19 protein-coding genes are annotated in these 15,499 nt (G+C 71.7%); 15 read left to right on the top strand and 4 right to left on the bottom strand.

The features are described 5' to 3' along the window. The first annotated feature begins 64 nt into the window (after positions 1–64). From queA to E0493_RS07140, 7 genes are all read left to right on the top strand, one after another. Positions 65–1,147: a tRNA preQ1(34) S-adenosylmethionine ribosyltransferase-isomerase QueA gene (queA, locus tag E0493_RS07170; protein ID WP_408888587.1), complete on the top strand. Its 1,083-nt coding sequence runs from the start codon at positions 65–67 to the stop codon at positions 1,145–1,147. Next, the gene (gene tgt, locus E0493_RS07165; protein WP_160936260.1) at positions 1,144–2,280 is read left to right on the top strand and encodes a tRNA guanosine(34) transglycosylase Tgt; all 1,137 of its coding nucleotides are present in this window, start codon (positions 1,144–1,146) and stop codon (positions 2,278–2,280) included. Before queA ends, tgt begins: the two co-directional genes overlap by 4 nt. Beyond that, the gene (gene queF / locus E0493_RS07160; RefSeq protein ID WP_160936259.1) at positions 2,277–2,741 is read left to right on the top strand and encodes a preQ(1) synthase; all 465 of its coding nucleotides are present in this window, start codon (positions 2,277–2,279) and stop codon (positions 2,739–2,741) included. The genes tgt and queF overlap by 4 nt, the downstream gene beginning before the upstream one ends. 61 nt (positions 2,742–2,802) lie before the next feature. Then, entirely contained in the window at positions 2,803–3,837 is a 1,035-nt protein-coding gene (queG, locus tag E0493_RS07155; RefSeq protein ID WP_160936513.1) for a tRNA epoxyqueuosine(34) reductase QueG, read from the top strand. A gap of 121 nt (positions 3,838–3,958) precedes the next feature. Further along, the gene (locus tag E0493_RS07150) at positions 3,959–4,300 is read left to right on the top strand and encodes a hypothetical protein (RefSeq protein WP_160936258.1); all 342 of its coding nucleotides are present in this window, start codon (positions 3,959–3,961) and stop codon (positions 4,298–4,300) included. 86 nt (positions 4,301–4,386) lie between these two features. After that, positions 4,387–5,100 (top strand): 7-cyano-7-deazaguanine synthase QueC, encoded by a 714-nt coding sequence (gene queC, locus E0493_RS07145; protein WP_160936257.1) that lies wholly within the window; start codon positions 4,387–4,389, stop codon positions 5,098–5,100. Between the two features lie 14 nt (positions 5,101–5,114). Beyond that, complete coding sequence (locus E0493_RS07140) at positions 5,115–5,672, top strand: VUT family protein (RefSeq protein WP_160936256.1); 558 nt, start codon at positions 5,115–5,117, stop codon at positions 5,670–5,672. Positions 5,673–5,678: 6 nt separating this feature from the next. On the opposite strand, the gene E0493_RS07135 is transcribed toward E0493_RS07140, so the two are convergent. Next, positions 5,679–6,011 (bottom strand): PsiF family protein, encoded by a 333-nt coding sequence (locus tag E0493_RS07135; RefSeq protein ID WP_160936255.1) that lies wholly within the window; start codon positions 6,009–6,011, stop codon positions 5,679–5,681. Positions 6,012–6,136: 125 nt separating this feature from the next. Here E0493_RS07135 and E0493_RS07130 point away from each other — a divergent pair, with 125 nt between their 5' ends. From E0493_RS07130 to otnC, 7 genes are all read left to right on the top strand, one after another. Then, positions 6,137–6,958 carry a RibD family protein gene (locus tag E0493_RS07130; RefSeq protein WP_160936254.1) on the top strand — a complete coding sequence of 274 codons (822 nt, stop codon included), beginning with the start codon at positions 6,137–6,139 and terminating at the stop codon, positions 6,956–6,958. Next, a complete protein-coding gene (locus E0493_RS07125) occupies positions 6,955–7,929 on the top strand; it encodes a zinc-dependent alcohol dehydrogenase (protein ID WP_160936253.1) in 975 nt (324 codons plus the stop codon). The genes E0493_RS07130 and E0493_RS07125 overlap by 4 nt, the downstream gene beginning before the upstream one ends. Before the next feature lie 36 nt (positions 7,930–7,965). Beyond that, the gene (locus E0493_RS07120) at positions 7,966–8,367 is read left to right on the top strand and encodes a 6-pyruvoyl trahydropterin synthase family protein (RefSeq protein ID WP_160936252.1); all 402 of its coding nucleotides are present in this window, start codon (positions 7,966–7,968) and stop codon (positions 8,365–8,367) included. Position 8,368: 1 nt separating this feature from the next. Next, on the top strand, positions 8,369–9,412 hold the full coding sequence (locus E0493_RS07115; protein ID WP_160936251.1) for a glycosyltransferase family 4 protein: 1,044 nt from the start codon (positions 8,369–8,371) through the stop codon (positions 9,410–9,412). Then, on the top strand, positions 9,409–10,272 hold the full coding sequence (locus tag E0493_RS07110) for a class I SAM-dependent methyltransferase (protein ID WP_160936250.1): 864 nt from the start codon (positions 9,409–9,411) through the stop codon (positions 10,270–10,272). Before E0493_RS07115 ends, E0493_RS07110 begins: the two co-directional genes overlap by 4 nt. 108 nt (positions 10,273–10,380) lie before the next feature. Continuing rightward, positions 10,381–11,634: a 3-oxo-tetronate kinase gene (gene otnK / locus E0493_RS07105; protein ID WP_160936249.1), complete on the top strand. Its 1,254-nt coding sequence runs from the start codon at positions 10,381–10,383 to the stop codon at positions 11,632–11,634. After that, complete coding sequence (gene otnC, locus E0493_RS07100; RefSeq protein WP_160936248.1) at positions 11,631–12,263, top strand: 3-oxo-tetronate 4-phosphate decarboxylase; 633 nt, start codon at positions 11,631–11,633, stop codon at positions 12,261–12,263. Before otnK ends, otnC begins: the two co-directional genes overlap by 4 nt. Before the next feature lie 23 nt (positions 12,264–12,286). On the opposite strand, the gene E0493_RS07095 is transcribed toward otnC, so the two are convergent. From E0493_RS07095 to E0493_RS07085, 3 genes are all read right to left on the bottom strand, one after another. Then, positions 12,287–13,192, bottom strand: a complete 906-nt coding sequence (locus E0493_RS07095) for a diacylglycerol/lipid kinase family protein (protein ID WP_160936247.1) — start codon at positions 13,190–13,192, stop codon at positions 12,287–12,289. A 145-nt stretch (positions 13,193–13,337) separates the two neighbouring features. Continuing rightward, positions 13,338–13,805, bottom strand: coding sequence for a GNAT family N-acetyltransferase (locus E0493_RS07090; protein WP_160936246.1), 468 nt, complete (start codon positions 13,803–13,805; stop codon positions 13,338–13,340). Further along, on the bottom strand, positions 13,796–14,785 hold the full coding sequence (locus E0493_RS07085) for a 2-hydroxyacid dehydrogenase (protein WP_160936245.1): 990 nt from the start codon (positions 14,783–14,785) through the stop codon (positions 13,796–13,798). The genes E0493_RS07090 and E0493_RS07085 overlap by 10 nt, the downstream gene beginning before the upstream one ends. Before the next feature lie 225 nt (positions 14,786–15,010). On the opposite strand from E0493_RS07085, the gene E0493_RS07080 reads away from it, so the two are divergent. Continuing rightward, positions 15,011–15,499 (top strand): hypothetical protein (locus E0493_RS07080; RefSeq protein ID WP_160936244.1); only part of this gene is annotated, 489 nt, incomplete at its 3' end.

The following is a 15,499-nucleotide window of genomic DNA, read 5'->3' as shown; positions in this document are numbered from 1 at the left end:
GCCGAGGCCGCGCTTGCCTTCGGGGCTCCCCTCCGCTACCGCGCGCGGCGAAAGCCCCATCGGAATGACCGCGCAAGACCCCTCCACCCTGCCCCCCCTGCGGGCGGATGATTTCGACTTCGCCCTGCCCGAGGCGCTGATCGCCCAGGCGCCGGCCCGCCCGCGCGATGCGGCGCGCATGCTCGTGGCCGCGCCGGAGGGCATCCGCGATGCCGGCGTGCTGGACCTGCCGCAATGGCTGCGCCCCGGCGACCTGATGGTGGTGAACGACACCCGCGTCATTCCCGCCCGGCTGCGCGCCCGGCGCGGCGAGGCGCGGCTGGAGATCATGCTGAACCGCGCCGAGGCCGGCGGCATTTGGCACGCCCTGGTGCGCAACGCCAGGAAGCTGCGCCCCGGCGACATCCTGAGCATCGAGGGCGCGCCGGAGCTCGCCCCCCGCGTGGTGGAGCGGCAGGAAGGCGGCGCCGCGCTGCTCGACTTCGGGCCGGACCAGGCGCTGCTCGCCGCCGCGCTGGAAAAGGCCGGCGAGATCCCGCTGCCGCCCTACATCGCCCGCCCCGAGGGGCCGCGCGCAGAGGATCGCGAGGACTACCAGCCGATCTTCGCGCGCCAGCCCGGCGCGGTGGCGGCGCCGACCGCCAGCCTGCACTTCACCGACCGCCTGCTGGGCGCGCTGGCCGAGCGCGGCGTCGGGCAGGTGGCGCTGACGCTGCATGTCGGCGCCGGGACGTTCCTTCCCATCCGCGCCGAGGACCCCCGCGCCCACAAGCTGCACGCCGAATGGGGCGAGATCACGCCCGCGGCGGCGGCGGCGATCAACGACGCCCGCGCCAAGGGCGGCCGCATCGTCGCCATCGGCACCACGGCGCTGCGGCTGCTGGAAAGCGCGGTGGACAGCCGGGGCGTGGTGCATCCCTTCCGCGGCCTCACCGACATCTTCCTACTACCCGGCCACCGCTTCCACTCGGCGGACCTGCTGCTGACCAACTTCCACCTGCCGAAGTCGAGCCTGTTCATGCTGGTCTCGGCCTTCGCCGGCATGGCGCGGATGCGCAACGCCTATGCCCATGCCGTGGCGGCCGGCTACCGCTTCTACTCCTATGGCGATGCCAGCCTGCTGTTCCGGGAGGATTACTGTTCATGACGACGCATGGCCCCCTGGCCTGGACCTGCCAGTGCCGCGACGGCCATGCCCGCGCCGGCACCCTGCGCACCGCGCATGGCGAGGTGCCGACGCCGGTCTTCATGCCCGTCGGCACCGCCGGCACGGTGAAGGGCATGACGGCCGACAATGTGCGGGCCACCGGCGCCAGCATCGTGCTCGGCAACACCTACCACCTGATGCTGCGCCCCGGCGCCGAGCGCGTCGGCAGGCTCGGCGGGCTGCACCGCATGATGGACTGGCAGGGACCGATCCTGACGGATTCCGGCGGCTTCCAGGTGATGTCGCTCTCCAAGCTTCGGAAGCTCGACAAGGACGGCGTCACCTTCCAGAGCCACATCAACGGCGAGCGGTTCCGCCTGACGCCGGAGCGCAGCATCGAGATCCAGCACCTGCTGGATGCCGACATCAGCATGTGCTTCGACGAGTGCATCCCCTACCCGGCGACGCATGACGAGGCCGCGCGCGCCATGCGGCTCTCGATGGACTGGGCCGCGCGCTCCCGCGCCGCCTTCACGCCGCGCGCGGGCTACGGGCTGTTCGGCATCCAGCAGGGCGGCGTCTATGCCGACCTGCGCGGAGAGAGCGCGGAGGCGCTGAAGCGGATCGGCTTCGAGGGCTATGCGATCGGCGGGCTCGCCGTCGGCGAGGGGCAGGAGGAAATGTTCCGCGTGCTCGACTTCAGCGTGGGCATGCTGCCGGAGACGCATCCGCGCTACCTGATGGGCGTCGGCACGCCCTCCGACCTGGTGGGCGCCGTGGCGCGCGGCGTGGACATGTTCGACTGCGTCATCCCGACGCGCTCGGGCCGCACCGGCCGGGCCTATACCAGTCAGGGCGTGCTGAACCTGCGCAACGCCCGCCATGCCGAGGATATCGGCCCGCTCGACCCGGATTGCGACTGCCCCGCTTGCACCAGGCACTCCAGGGGCTATCTGCATCACCTGTTCAAGGCGGCCGAGATGCTCGGGCCGATCCTGCTGACTTGGCACAACATCCGCTACTACCAGACCCTGATGGCGCGCCTCCGCGCCGCCATCCTCGCGGGCCGCTTCGCCGAGAAGGCCACCGCCATCGAGGCCGGCTGGGTCCGCGCCCAGGAGACCACCGCATGACCACGCACGACGTGTCCGGCCTCACCATGCTCGGCCAGGCCACGAAGCAGCCGCAGAGCCCCGAGGAGGCCGTGCTGGAGCGGGTGCCCAACCCGCATCCCGGCAGGCAGTACTGCGTGCGCTTCACCGCACCCGAGTTCACCTCGCTCTGCCCGATCACCGGTCAGCCGGACTTCGCCCACCTCGTCCTCGACTACATCCCGCGCGGCTGGCTGGTGGAAAGCAAGAGCCTGAAGCTCTACCTCACCAGCTTCCGCAACCACGGCGCCTTCCATGAGGCCTGCACGGTGGGCATTGGCCTCAAGCTCGCCGAAGTGCTGGACCCGGCCTGGCTGCGCATCGGCGGCTATTGGTATCCGCGCGGTGGCATGCCCATCGACGTGTTCTGGCAGACCGGCAACGCGCCGGAGGGCGTCTGGGTGCCGGCCCAGGACGTGCCCAACTACCGTGGCCGGGGGTGAGACGCCCCGCGCCGGCAAGGCGCCGCCCCCGGTGCCCTCCCCGGCACTGACGCCGGAGGGCATGGCGGCGGAGATCCGCGCGCAGGCGCTGGCGCTCGGCTTCCATGCGGTGGGCTTCGCGCCGGCGCATCTCGGCCCGGAGGTGCGGGAGCGGCTGGACGCCTTCCTTGCCGCCGGCATGCAGGGGGAGATGGACTGGCTGGCCGATCGCGCCGGGCAGCGCGCCCATCCGCGGGCGCTCTGGCCCGAGGCCGTCTCCGTCATCGCGCTCGGCATGAACTACGGGCCGGAGGAGGACCCGCTCGCGGTCCTGCAGCAGCGTGACCGCGCCGCCATCAGCGTCTATGCGCGCAACAAGGACTACCATGACATCGTCAAGAAGCGGCTGAAGGCGCTGGCGCGCTGGATGGTGGACCGCTGGCGCGGCAGCGCGTTGAAGGTTTTCGTGGACACCGCTCCCGTGTCCGAGAAGCCGCTGGCGCAGGCAGCCGGAATCGGCTGGCAGGGCAAGCACAGCAACCTCGTCTCGCGGGAGTTCGGCTCCTGGCTCTTTCTGGGCGAGATCTACACCACGCTCGACCTCGCTCCCTCCGGCGCCGAGAGCGACCATTGCGGCCGCTGCACGCGCTGCCTCGCCGCCTGCCCGACCAACGCCTTCACCGGCCCCTACCGGCTGGATGCGCGGCGCTGCATCTCCTACCTGACCATCGAGCACAAGGGGCCGATCCCCGAGGAATTCCGCGCCGCCATGGGCAACCGCATCTATGGCTGCGACGACTGCCTCGCGGTCTGTCCCTGGAACAAGTTCGCCCATGCCACGCAGGAGCCGGGCCTGCTTCCGCGTGAGGAGCTGACCGCGCCACGCCTGGCGGAGCTGGCGGCGCTGGACGACGCCGCCTTCCGCTCCCTGTTCAGCGGCTCGCCCATCAAGCGCATCGGGCGGGACCGGTTCGTGCGCAACGTGCTGATCGCCATCGGCAATTCCGGCGAGGCCGGGTTGCGCCCGGCGGCCGAGGCGTTGCGCGGCGATCCCTCCCCGGTGGTGGCGGAGGCCGCCGGCTGGGCAACCGCGCGGCTGGCCGAGGCCTTGCCCTGATTTGGGCGCACGCCGTTCATGATTTTGTAAATTTTGTCCCGGATTATGCGCCGCATCACACCACGTGCGGCACTTCCTTCCGCACGGTCCTGACAACTCTCGGATGATGGGCGGATCGGGAATGATCTCTGAAATTCTTGGTTTTCAGTCGGACAACCGTCCTGTCATGGGCTTCGCCTGGTACGATTCCGGCAGCTTCGACAAGCTGCGCGAAGCCATGCCCGACATGAGCGAGAACTACGACGACTGGCGCCTCGGCGCGCAGAAGGACCTGAAGAAGGCGGAGCAGGAGGGCTACCGCGTCATCCGCATCGCGATGCGGCCGGACGACTTCTTCGCCTGGTGCCGGCAGCGCGGAATCGGCGCGCCCGGCCTTGCGGCCCGCCGCGCCTTCGCGGCCGACCAGGCGCGGCTGGTGGTGCAGGCGGAGCGCTCGCGCAAGAAGGCCTTCTCCTTCTTCTGAGGCCGGCGCGCCCCCGCCGTCCTACCCTTGACCTGCGCTGCCCGGGGCGGGAAGCCCCACGCCCGGCAGCCGAAGGAGAGCGAGGAATGAGCGAAGGCGCACTGGTTCTGTTCAGCGGCGGGCAGGATTCCGCAACCTGCCTCGCCTGGGCGCTGGACCGTTTCGAGCGGGTGGAAACCCTGGGCTTCGACTACGGCCAGCGGCACCGCGTCGAGCTGGAATGCCGCGCCGACTTTCGCGCCGCCCTGCCGCAGCGCTGGCAGGATCGCCTCGGCGCCGACCACACGCTCGCCCTGGAGGCGCTTGGTGCCGTTTCGGACACCGCGCTGACCCGCGAGACCGAAATCGCCATGACGGACAGTGGCCTGCCCAACACCTTCGTCCCCGGCCGCAACATCGTCTTTCTCACCTTCGCCGCCGCCCTCGCCTACAGGCGCGGGCTGCGCCACATCGTCGGCGGCATGTGCGAAACCGACTATTCCGGCTATCCGGACTGCCGGGACGACACCATCAAGGCCCTCCAGGTGGCGCTGAACCTCGGGATGGAGAGCCGTTTCGTCCTGCACACGCCGCTGATGTGGCTGGACAAGGCGCAGACCTGGGAAATGGCCGAAAGCCTCGGCGGCGCGCCCCTGGTGCGGGACATCGTGGAGAGGACCCACACCTGCTACCTCGGCGAGCGCGGCGCGAGCCATCCCTGGGGACATGGCTGCGGTGAATGTCCGGCCTGCGCGTTGCGCGCCAAGGGGTGGATGGCGTACCAGTCGCGCCGCTTACGCGCGGATGCACCCGCCCCATAAGGGAAAACTCGCAGATGACCGGAATTCGCCGCCTGGAGGGCCTGCTGGCTCTGATTGCCTTCGGCCTGACCATTCCCGCGGCGAACTGGCTCATCGGCAATGCCGGCACGGTCTGCACGGCGGAAGGCCCCTGCCTGATCCCGGTGGCGCCCGGTGTCATGGCGCCCTCCGGCGTGCTGATGATCGGCCTCGCCCTGGTGCTGCGGGACCTCGTGCAGCGCCGCCTGGGCGTCGGCTTCGCCTGGCTGGCCATTCTGGCGGGCACCGTGCTCTCGGCCCTGCTGGCGGCGCCATCGCTGGTGCTGGCCTCCGCCGTGGCCTTCCTGATCAGCGAGACGGTGGACCTCGTCGTCTATACCCCGCTGCAGCGGCGCAACCTGGTGCTCGCCGTCTTCGCCTCCGGTCTGGCCGGGCTGGTGGTGGACAGCATCTTCTTCCTGCTGATCGCCTTTGGCGACCTCAGCTTCCTTCCCGGGCAGGTGCTGGGCAAGCTCTGGATGGTGCTGCTCGCCCTGCCGCTGACCGCCTGGCTGCGCCGGGCCGACGCCCGGCGCGGCATTCTGCCGGCCTGAGGCGCCTCAGTTTCCCGAGAGGCAGGACTTCATGAAGTCCTGCCGCGCCGTGCCGCTCAGCTTGCGCTGCGCGGCGGTGGCGTTGCAGCCCGTCATGCGCTGGCGCTGCGCGGCCTGGGCCGGGCTGCCGCCCTGGGCCGGCCCCGTCGCGGGAACCCGTCCCGCCAGGCAGTCGCTCATGAACTTCCGGCGCGCGTCGCCCTCCAGCTTCTGCGTTCCGGCGCCGGAATTGCACGCCTTCATCCGGTCTTGCTGCGGTGTCGGGGCGCTGCCCTGCGCGGAGGCGGCGAGCGGGGTCAGCATGACCGCCAACGCCAAGGTGGCCAGAACGATCCTCATGCGGCGTCCTCCTTCAGCGACAGTTCAGCATGCCTGCGGGTCCGGTTTCGATCACGAAACGGCATGGCGCTCCGCCCGCGGGCGGGTCTGGCAACATTCCGCGCGCTGCGGCATAGATCACGGCAATGGATACGCCGACCCCTGACCCGCGGCAGGCCGAGCTTCCCGGGGAGGATTCCGCCTGGGATGCCTTGCTGCGCCTCCGCGATGAGCATGACGCCGCGGCCCTGGCCGCTCATCCGCTCGGTGGTCTGTTCGCGCCGATCCTGGCCCCGCCCGGCGCGCCGGATGGCTGCATGGTGCTCGGCCGGCTGGCGCAGACGCTGGACGGGCGCATCGCCACCGCCTCAGGCTCCAGCCAATGGATCGGCGGCCGCGGCGACATCCTGCACACCCACCGCCTGCGCGCCCTTTGCGATGCAGTTGTGATCGGCGCCGGAACGGTGCGGCACGACAACCCCCGCCTGACCACCCGCGAGGTGCATGGGCCCAGCCCCGTGCGCGTGGTGCTGGACACCGACCGGCGGCTCGGCACGGAGCACGGCGTCTTCGCCGCGGGCGGGCCGCCCACCCTGCTGGTCTGCGCCGAGGACGCCCAGGGGCCGGGCCGCCACGGCGCGGCCGAGGTGCTGCGAGCGCCGCGTGCCGCAATCGGCGGGCTCGATCTCTGCGCGCTGCTGCCGCTGCTGGCTGCGCGCGGCCTGAAGCGGCTCTTCGTCGAGGGCGGCGGATTGACGGTTTCGCGCTTCCTGGCCAGCGGCTGCCTGGACCGGCTGCACGTCACCGTCGCACCGGTGCTGCTCGGCTCCGGCATTCCCGCCTTCACCCTGCCCGAGGCCGCCCGCATCGCCGACGGGCTGCGCTTCGAATGGCAGGTGCACCAGCTCGGCCAGGACGTGCTGTTCGACATCGCCCTGCACCGCGCCCGCCCGGCGGTCTGCGCGTGATCGCGCACGGCTTCTGGACCATCGCCCCGGGCCGCGGCGAACTCCGCGCGCGGCGGCTTCCGCCACGCGCGCCGGATCAGGCGCTGGTCCGCGCCACCGCCAGCGGCGTCTCGCGCGGCACCGAGCGGCTGGTCTTTCACGGCCAGGTGCCCGAGAGCCAGTGGCAGGCCATGCAGGCGCCCCTGCAGCAGGGCGATTTCCCGTTTCCCGTGCAATACGGCTACGCCGCCGTCGGCGTGGTGGAAGATGGGCCTGCGGAACTCGCCGGCCGCCGCGTCTTCTGCCTGCACCCGCACCAGGACCGCTTCCTCGCCCCGGCTTCCATGTGCATCCCGCTGCCCGATTCCGTGCCCGACCGGCGCGCGGTGCTCGGCGCCAACATGGAAACCGCGCTGAACATCATCTGGGACGCGGCTCCCCTGCCGGGGGAGCGCGTGCTGGTGATCGGCGCCGGCGTGGTCGGCCTGCTCGCCGCCTGGCTGGCGGCGCGGATCCCCGGCGCCGCCGTCACCGTGCTGGACACCGAGTCAGCCCGCCGCGCGGAGGCCGAGGCCCTCGGCGTCCACTTCGCCGCGCCGGAGGACTGTCCGGCCGAGCAGGAGCTGGTTATCCACGCCTCGGCCAATCCCGAAGGGCTGCGCAACGCGCTCGCCCATGCCGCCTTCGAGGCGCGCATCATCGAAGCCTCCTGGTATGGCGACGAGCCGGTGACGCTGCCGCTGGGCGAGGCCTTCCATGCGAAGCGGCTGACGCTGCGCTCCAGCCAGGTCGGTGCCGTCTCGCCCGCCATGCGCGGCCGACGCAGCCATGCGGAGCGGCTTGCCCTCGCCCTTTCCCTGCTGTCGGAACCCGTCTTCGACGCGCTGCTCGGACCGGCGGTTCCCCTCGGCGAGCTGTCCGCGCGGATGCCGGCGCTGCTCGATCCGCCGCCGGGCGTGGTTGCGCCGCTCTGCCCCGTCATCACCTACTGACACGATCCGCAAACCGCCCCGGAGACGCGCAGCCCCATGTTCAGCCTGACGGTCGCCGACCACATCATGGTCGCGCACAGCTTTCGCGGCGACGGCTTCGGCCCCGCGCAGCGCGTGCACGGCGCCACCTTCGTGGTGGAGGCGGAGTTCCGCGCCACCGCGCTGGACGAGGCCAACCTGCTGGTGGACATCGCTGCCGCCCGCATCGAACTGCGCCGCCTGCTGGACGCCATTGACTACCGCAACCTCGACACGGTGCCGGAATTCGCCGGGCAGAACACCAGCACCGAATTCCTTTGCCGGCACATCCATGGCCGGCTCTGCGCCGCGGCAAGAGACGGCCGGCTCGGCGAAAGCGGCCGCAAGGTGGAGGCCATCAAGGTGCTGCTGCGCGAAAGCCCTCTCGCCTGGGCCGCCTATGACGCGGAAGTCGGCTGAGATGAGGATCGCGCTGCTCGTCCCCGGCCCCTTCAGCACCATCTCCGGCGGCTACGGCTACGACCGGCGGCTGGTCGAGGGCTTCCGCGCCGCCGGCCATGACATCGACGTGGTCGAGCTGGATGGGCGCCATCCCCTTCCAGACGCCGCCGCCCAGGCCTCTGCCCGCGCGGCGCTGGACGCCGTTCCCGAGAACACGCGGCTGGTCATCGACGGGCTTGGCCTGCCCGCCTTCGCCCCCTTCGTTGACGAGCTGGAGGCGCGGCAGGCGGTCGGCTTGATCCACCACCCCACCGCCATCGAGCCCGGCTACGACGGGGAGGACCGCGAGGAGCTGAAGCAGCGCGAGAGCCTGCTCTTCCCGCGCATGGCGCGGCTGGTCGCCACCTCCCGTCTCACCGCGGACCGGCTTCCGCTGGAGTTCGGCGCCGAGAAGGAGCGCATCGGCGTGGTCGAGCCCGGCACCGATCCGGCGCCGCGCAGCCAGGGCTCGGGCGGGCCGGGTTGTGCCCTCCTGGCTGTCGGCGTGCTGGTGCCGCGCAAGGGCCATGACGTGTTGCTGCACGCCCTCGGCCGCCTCACCGACCTGGAATGGAGCCTGACCATCGCCGGCTCCCCACGCGATCCGGTGCACGCCAAGAGCCTCGCCGCACTCGCCGAGGAGCTGAACATCGCCCAGCGCGTCACCTTCGCCGGCGAGGTCGAGCAGCCCGCCCTGGACGCCCTCTACGCCCGCAGTGACCTCTTCGCCCTGGCGACCCACTGGGAAGGCTACGGCATGGCCGCGGCCGAAGCGCTGGCGCGCGGCCTGCCGCTGGCCATCACCGCCGGTGGCGCCATCGCCGACCTCGTGCCGAAGGAGGCCGGTGTCATCGCCGCGCCGGGTGACGCCAGCTCGCTCTCCCGCGCCATGCGGCGCGTCATCTACGACCGCGACCTGCGTGCCGCGATGGCCGAGGCCGCCTGGGCCGCCGGCCAGAAGCTGCCGCGCTGGACCGACCGCGCCGAGGCCTTCGCCGCCGAGCTGGACGCGGCGCAGGCATGAGCGAGGGCTTCGACGCCGGCTGGCTCGCCCTCCGCGAGCCCTTCGATGCGCGCGCGCGCAGCCTGGGCCTCGCCGTGGCGCTGGCGGAGGCGCTGCCGCCGCGCCCGCATCTCGTGGATCTCGGCGCCGGCACCGGCGCCTTGCTGCGCTGGCTGGCCCCGCTGCTCGCCCGTTCCCAGCGCTGGACACTGGTGGATGCCGACGCTGCCCTGCTGGAGGAAGCCGTCACCACCATCGAAGAGCGCGCCATCCTCGCCGGCTGGACCACCACCTGGCCGAAGAAGCGTACCCTGCTCGTTCACACCCCGCAGGGCGTCTGGCGCGTGGAGGCGGTGGTCGCCGATCTCGCCGCCGGTCCGCGTGCTCTGCCGCTGGACGGCGCGGATGCGGTGGTCAGCTCCGCCCTCTGCGATCTGGTCTCGCGGCGCTGGGTGGAAGCGATGGCCGGAGGGCTGAACATGCCCTTCTACGCCGCGCTGAACGTGAACGGGCGCGAACGCTTCTTTCCGCCCCATCCCGCCGACCATCTCGTCGCCCGCGGGTTCCGGCGCGACCAGACGCGCGACAAGGGCTTCGGCGGGTCGGCCCTCGGCCCCGCTGCTCCTGCCGCCATGGCCAGCGCCTTCCGGGCGCGCGGCTTCACCGTGCGGACCGCGCCCAGCCCCTGGTGGGTCGGCCCCAACACGCCCGCCATGGCCGACGCGCTGGCGGACGGTCATGCGCGGGCGGCCATGACATCCCTCCCGCGCAGCCTCTCGCCGATGCTGCGAGGCTGGGCAGGCGCGCGCCAGGCGCAGGCGATGCGCGGACGGCTCGCGGCACGCATCGGGCACACCGACCTGCTCGCGCTGCCCGGATAAGAGGCAGCTCGGGGGAATGAATTCCCCGAACCCCCTTCTTCTTTCGGTTCGTTGGGCGAAGAATGGGGCCAAAGGCTGCGCCTTCAGGATAGGAACAGGGAGAGAAGCATGCCTCTGCTCGGCTGCATCGCGGATGATTCGACCGGCGCGACGGATCTCGCCGCCATGCTGGTGGCCAACGGCATGACCACGGTGCAGGTCATCGGCGTTCCGCAAGGGCCCATGCCGGACGCGGATGCGATCGTGGTCGCGCTCAAGTCGCGCACCACGCCGGCGGCCGACGCGGTCGCCGAAAGCCTCGCCGCCTGCGAGGCGCTGCTGGCCGCAGGCGCGAAGCAGATCTTCTTCAAGTACTGCTCGACCTTCGACAGCACCGATGAGGGCAATATCGGCCCGGTGGCCGACGCGCTGCTCAAGCGGCTGCAATCCGGCTTCGCCATCGCCTGCCCGGCCTTCCCGGCCAACAACCGCTCCATCTACATGGGGCACCTCTTCGTCGGCCAGGCGCTGCTCAACGAGAGCGGCATGGAGAACCACCCGCTGACGCCCATGAAGGACGCCAACCTCGTGCGCGTCCTTTCCCGCCAAACGGAGGGCGGCGTCGGGCTGGTGCCCTTCCCCGTGGTCGAGGAGGGCGCTGCGGCCATCCGCCGCGAGTTCACCAGGCTGAAGGAGGCCGGGCGCCGCTACGCCATCACCGACGCGGTGACCGACGCGCATCTGCGGATGCTGGGGGAAGCCTGCGCCGAGCATGCGCTGATCACCGGCGGCTCCGGCGTCGCCATGGGGCTGCCGGACAACTTCCGCGCCAAGGGGCTGCTGCCCGAGCGCGGCGACGCCGCCAGCCTGCCGCCGCCGCGCGGCGCCATGGCCGTGGTGGCCGGCTCCTGCTCCCGCGCCACGCTCGGGCAGATCGGGCTGGCGCGCGACCACGTGCCGACGCTGGAGCTGGACGCGCTCGCCAACCCCGACGCACAGGCGCTGGTCAAGGAGGCACTCGGCTGGGTGGAGGGCAAGCTCTCCGAGGAGCGGCCGGTGGTCATCGCTGCCTCCGCACCGCCGGATAAGGTGGCCGCGCTGCAGCAGAAGCTCGGGCGCGAGGCGGCCGGGACGCTGGTGGAGCACGCCATCGCCGGCATCGCGCAGGCGCTGGTGGAGCGCGGCGTGGGCCGCCTCGTGGTGGCCGGCGGCGAGACCTCGGGCGCGGTGGTGCAGAAGCTCGGCGTGACCAGCTTGCGCATCGGTCCGCAGATCGACCCCGGCGTGCCCTGGACCTATGCCGAGCCGGGCGGGCTGCACCTGGCGCTGAAATCCGGCAACTTCGGTGCCCGCGACTTCTTCCTCAAGGCCTTCGCCGCATGACCGAGAACGAACTCCGCGACCTGCTCTGCGAACTGGGCGCCAGCCTCTTCGCCCGCGGCTACTCCGTCGGCAGCGCCGGCAACATCAGCGTCCGCCTGCCCGACGGCTACCTGATGACGCCGACCAACTCCTCCCTCGGCCGGCTGAAGGCGGAGCGCATCAGCAAGCTGGACGCCGGCTGGGCCCATGTCGGTGGCGACAAGCCTTCCAAGGAAGTGTTCATGCACCGCGCCGTGCTGACGGCACGCCCCGATGCGGGAGCGGTGGTGCACCTGCACTCCACCCATGCAACCGCCATCGGCTGCCTGGCGGAACCGGGCGAGAGCGCGCCCATTCCACCCCTGACACCCTATTTCGTCATGCGCGTCGGCCGCAGCCTGCCGGTGATCCCCTACTACCGTCCCGGCGATGCGGCGATGGAGCCGGCGATCCACGAGGCGGCGAAGTCGGCGCGCGCCATGCTGCTGGCGAACCACGGTCCCGTCGTTTCCGGGAAGACGCTCATGGACGCCGTTTACGCCGCCGAAGAGCTGGAGGAATCGGCGCGGCTTGCATTGATGCTGCGGGGCGCCGGCGCGCGCGCGCTGACGGGCGCCCAGGTCGAGGACCTGCTTTCCACCTTCGGCTGAGCTGGCGGCGGGGTCGCGGCAGCCTATCCGCCGGTGGGAGATGGCGGAGGCGGCGCGAAGACGCGCAGCGCCCCCGGCCAGCTCCGGCATTCCAGGGGGGACTGCATCTTCAGCACTTCACCGTCCAGGGTCACGCTCAGGCTGCGGCGGTGGGAACGGATCTCCACCGCGGTGACCGAGCGCATCTCGAAGTCGCGGTCCTCGCGCAGCCGCCCTCTCAGCGCGCGGACAAACATGCGCAGGATGCCGAGGCGGCTGTGGTGGCGGGCGATGCAGAGGCACAACTCGCCCTTGTCCAGCGCACAGCGGCGGCCCGGGTTGGGCAAGCTGGTGCTGTAGAGATTGTTGCCGATGAAGACGAGCGGCGTGCGCAACCGCTCCCCCCAGCCTTCCGCGCGGACGGCCAGGCGGTGCCGGGTGAACCGCCAAAGCGCGCGCAGCGTGGCCAGCACGGTGGCGGGGTTCTTGGGCAGCCGGTGCCGCTCCTGCTCGTACTCCCGCCCCCGCACGATGTCCGCGTAGAGGCCCACCGTGGCATTGTTGACGAAGATGCGGTCGTTGATCCGGGCGACGTCGATGCTGCGCAGGTGGCCGCCGGCGATGACGGCAACCGCCTCCTTCACCTCCAGAGGGAGCCCGAGATCCTTGGCGAAGTGGTTGCGGGTGCCGAGCGGCAGCACGCCGAAGGGCCGCTCCGTGCCCGCCACCAGCCCGGCAGCGGTGCCAATGGTGCCATCCCCACCGCCGACCACGACGCCGTCCCACGGCTCTCCGAGCGCGGCCTCGACGGCATCGCGCAGCGCCGGACCCTCGACTTCGGCCACGGATGCCTCGACGCCGTGCTGGGCGAAAGCGTCGGTCAGTTGCCGGCTGATGTCCTCGCCACCTACCGAGCCGCCGCCCGCATTGATGATCACCCTGATGCGCATGGCCGACGCCCTTGCAAGCCCGCCGGGAAAAAGCGCCCAGACAGCGCTGGTTGCTTCCGGCAGCCGCCGTTTCGGCGAGTTCACCCGAACGGGAAGCTTTATCGCCGGACGACGCCTTGCCGCGCCGCGCCGTTCCGAACTCGCTTCAAAGCGAAGCGCCGGGGTCGAGCCGCTGGATATAGCTGCGCCACGGTGCGTGCTCCGCGATTCGCTCGTAGAGGGCGATGGCCGCGCGATCGGACTCCGGCACAAACCAGCGGAGATGGCTCCAGCCCCGCGCGTGTCCGGCTTCGCCCACGGCCCCGACCAGCGCGCGGGCGATGCCGCGGCCACGCGCCGCCGGCAGCACGAACAGGTCGTCGAGCTGGCCGCAGCGGCGGGCGAAAACGATCTCCGGCAGGTCGAAGAAGAGCGCGAAGCCCTGTGGCGCGCGCTCCTGCCAGGCGACCAGCAGCTCCGCGCGCGCGTCGGCGGCGAGCAGCGCGGCAACGGCGGCACCCGTCGTCGCCGCCTGCCCGTGCAGCACGCCGCGCATCTCCGCCGCATAGGCGTCCAGCAGAGGCAGCAGGGCAGCCTGGTCTGCGGCGGTGAAGGGCCGGATGCTCAGGGGCATGCCGCGAGGTCGATCTCGTCCGCCAGCGGCTCGTCGCGGAAGAACCGGCCGAGGTTGGCCGTGGCACCCTGCACCTTCGCCTGCATGGCATCCAAGGTGCCGGCGGCGACGTGCGGCGTCAGCACGACGTTCGGCAGGCCGAAGAGCGGATTGTCGGGCCGTGGCGGCTCCGGCTCGAACACATCGATGGCGGCGGCGCGGATGCTGCCGGCCTGCAGCGCGCGCGCCAGCGCCGCCTCGTCCACCACCGCGCCCCGCGCGCAGTTGACCAGCACCGCGTCGGCGCGCATCCGGGCGAAGGCATCGTCGCTGAACAGGTGGCGCGTCTCCGCCGTCGCTGGCAGGTGCAGGGAGATCACCTCGGACTCGCGCAGCAGTTCCTCCAGCCCGACGCGGCGGAAGTTGAGCGCCAGTTCCAGCCCCTCCGGCAGGCGCTGGTAGGGATCGGCGTACAACCCGCGCACCTTGAAGGGCTGCAGCAGGGCCGCAAGCGCCGAACCGATGCGCCCCATGCCGACAATCCCCACGGTGCGTCCGCGCAGGTTCCGGGAAATGGGGCGAAGCGCGGTGCCCAGCCACTCGCCACGGCGGATGGCGGCATCGGTGCGCGGGATGTGCCGCAGGCAGGCGAAGATCAGCGCCAGGGCATGCTCGCTGACAACATCGGCGGTGCCGGAGGGGTTGATGGCGAGGCGGATGCCGCGCTCGCGCAGTTCCGCGATCGGCGTCTCGCCCTGCCAGCCCACCCCTTGGTGCTGCACCAGCTTCAGCCGCGGCGCCTTCGCCACCCACTCGGGCCGCAGCACGGCGGGCGCGACGATCACCGCATCGGCGATCGCCAGCTTCTCCAGCCGTTCCGCATCGTCATTGGCCGAGAGGGTCAGAAGTTCGCAGCCTTCCGGCATGCTGGCGCGCCAAAGGGCGTAAACGGCCTCCGGCGCATGGCTCAGATACAGGATGCGGCGGATATTCTCTGACATATGGTTCCCTCTCCGTGTGCCGCGTCGTGGCACGGTGCGGAGAAGCTAGGGCAGAGCGCCGGCGCCGCAAAGCCATGGCGTGAGAGGGCGGCGCCGATGCGCCGCCCTCTCACCGTTCAGTTGCCGGGCGCCATGTCCTGCGGCGTGTCTTCGGCCACCGTCAGTACGGTGACTTCCGGCAACGCCTCAGGCGCGGAGGCCGGCTCCGGAGCAGTTGCCTCCTTCTTGCGGGCCCGGGTGGCCGCCGCCTTCTTGGCCGCCTCGCTGCGCGCGCCGGAAGCGCGCTTCGGCTTCGTCTCCGCCGCGGACTGCGGGGCCGCCTGGGTTGCGGCTTCCGGCGCCATTCCCCCCGTTGCCTTCTCGGAGGCGCTGGCACGGCCACGGCGCGAAGACGTCGTCTTCTTCGGGGCTGCCGCGGCCTTCGGCGCGGAGGCGCGGCGCGGCGTCGCCGCCTTGCGCGCCGTCGTGCCGGTGCGGGCAGCCGCCGGCTTGCGGGCGGTGGTGGCCGTCTTCCGCGTGCTGCCGGCCTTGGTCGCCGCAGGCTTGCGCGCCGCCGTGCTGCGGCTGGCCGCTGGCTTGCGGGTGGGGGTCGCCGCCTTCGTGGCGCGCGTGCCGGTCGCCTTGCGCGCCGTCGTCGTGCGGCTGCCCGTCGCCGACTTGCGGCTGGTCGCCGTCGCCTTTGCGGTGCGCGTGCCGGTCGTCTTGCGCGCCGGG

The sequence above is a fragment of the Teichococcus coralli genome, from assembly GCF_009829925.1.
In the GTDB taxonomy this organism is placed as follows: domain Bacteria; phylum Pseudomonadota; class Alphaproteobacteria; order Acetobacterales; family Acetobacteraceae; genus Pseudoroseomonas; species Pseudoroseomonas coralli.
Note: the sequence above shows the minus strand (reverse complement) of the source record. Positions and strands in the feature narration are given on the sequence as shown.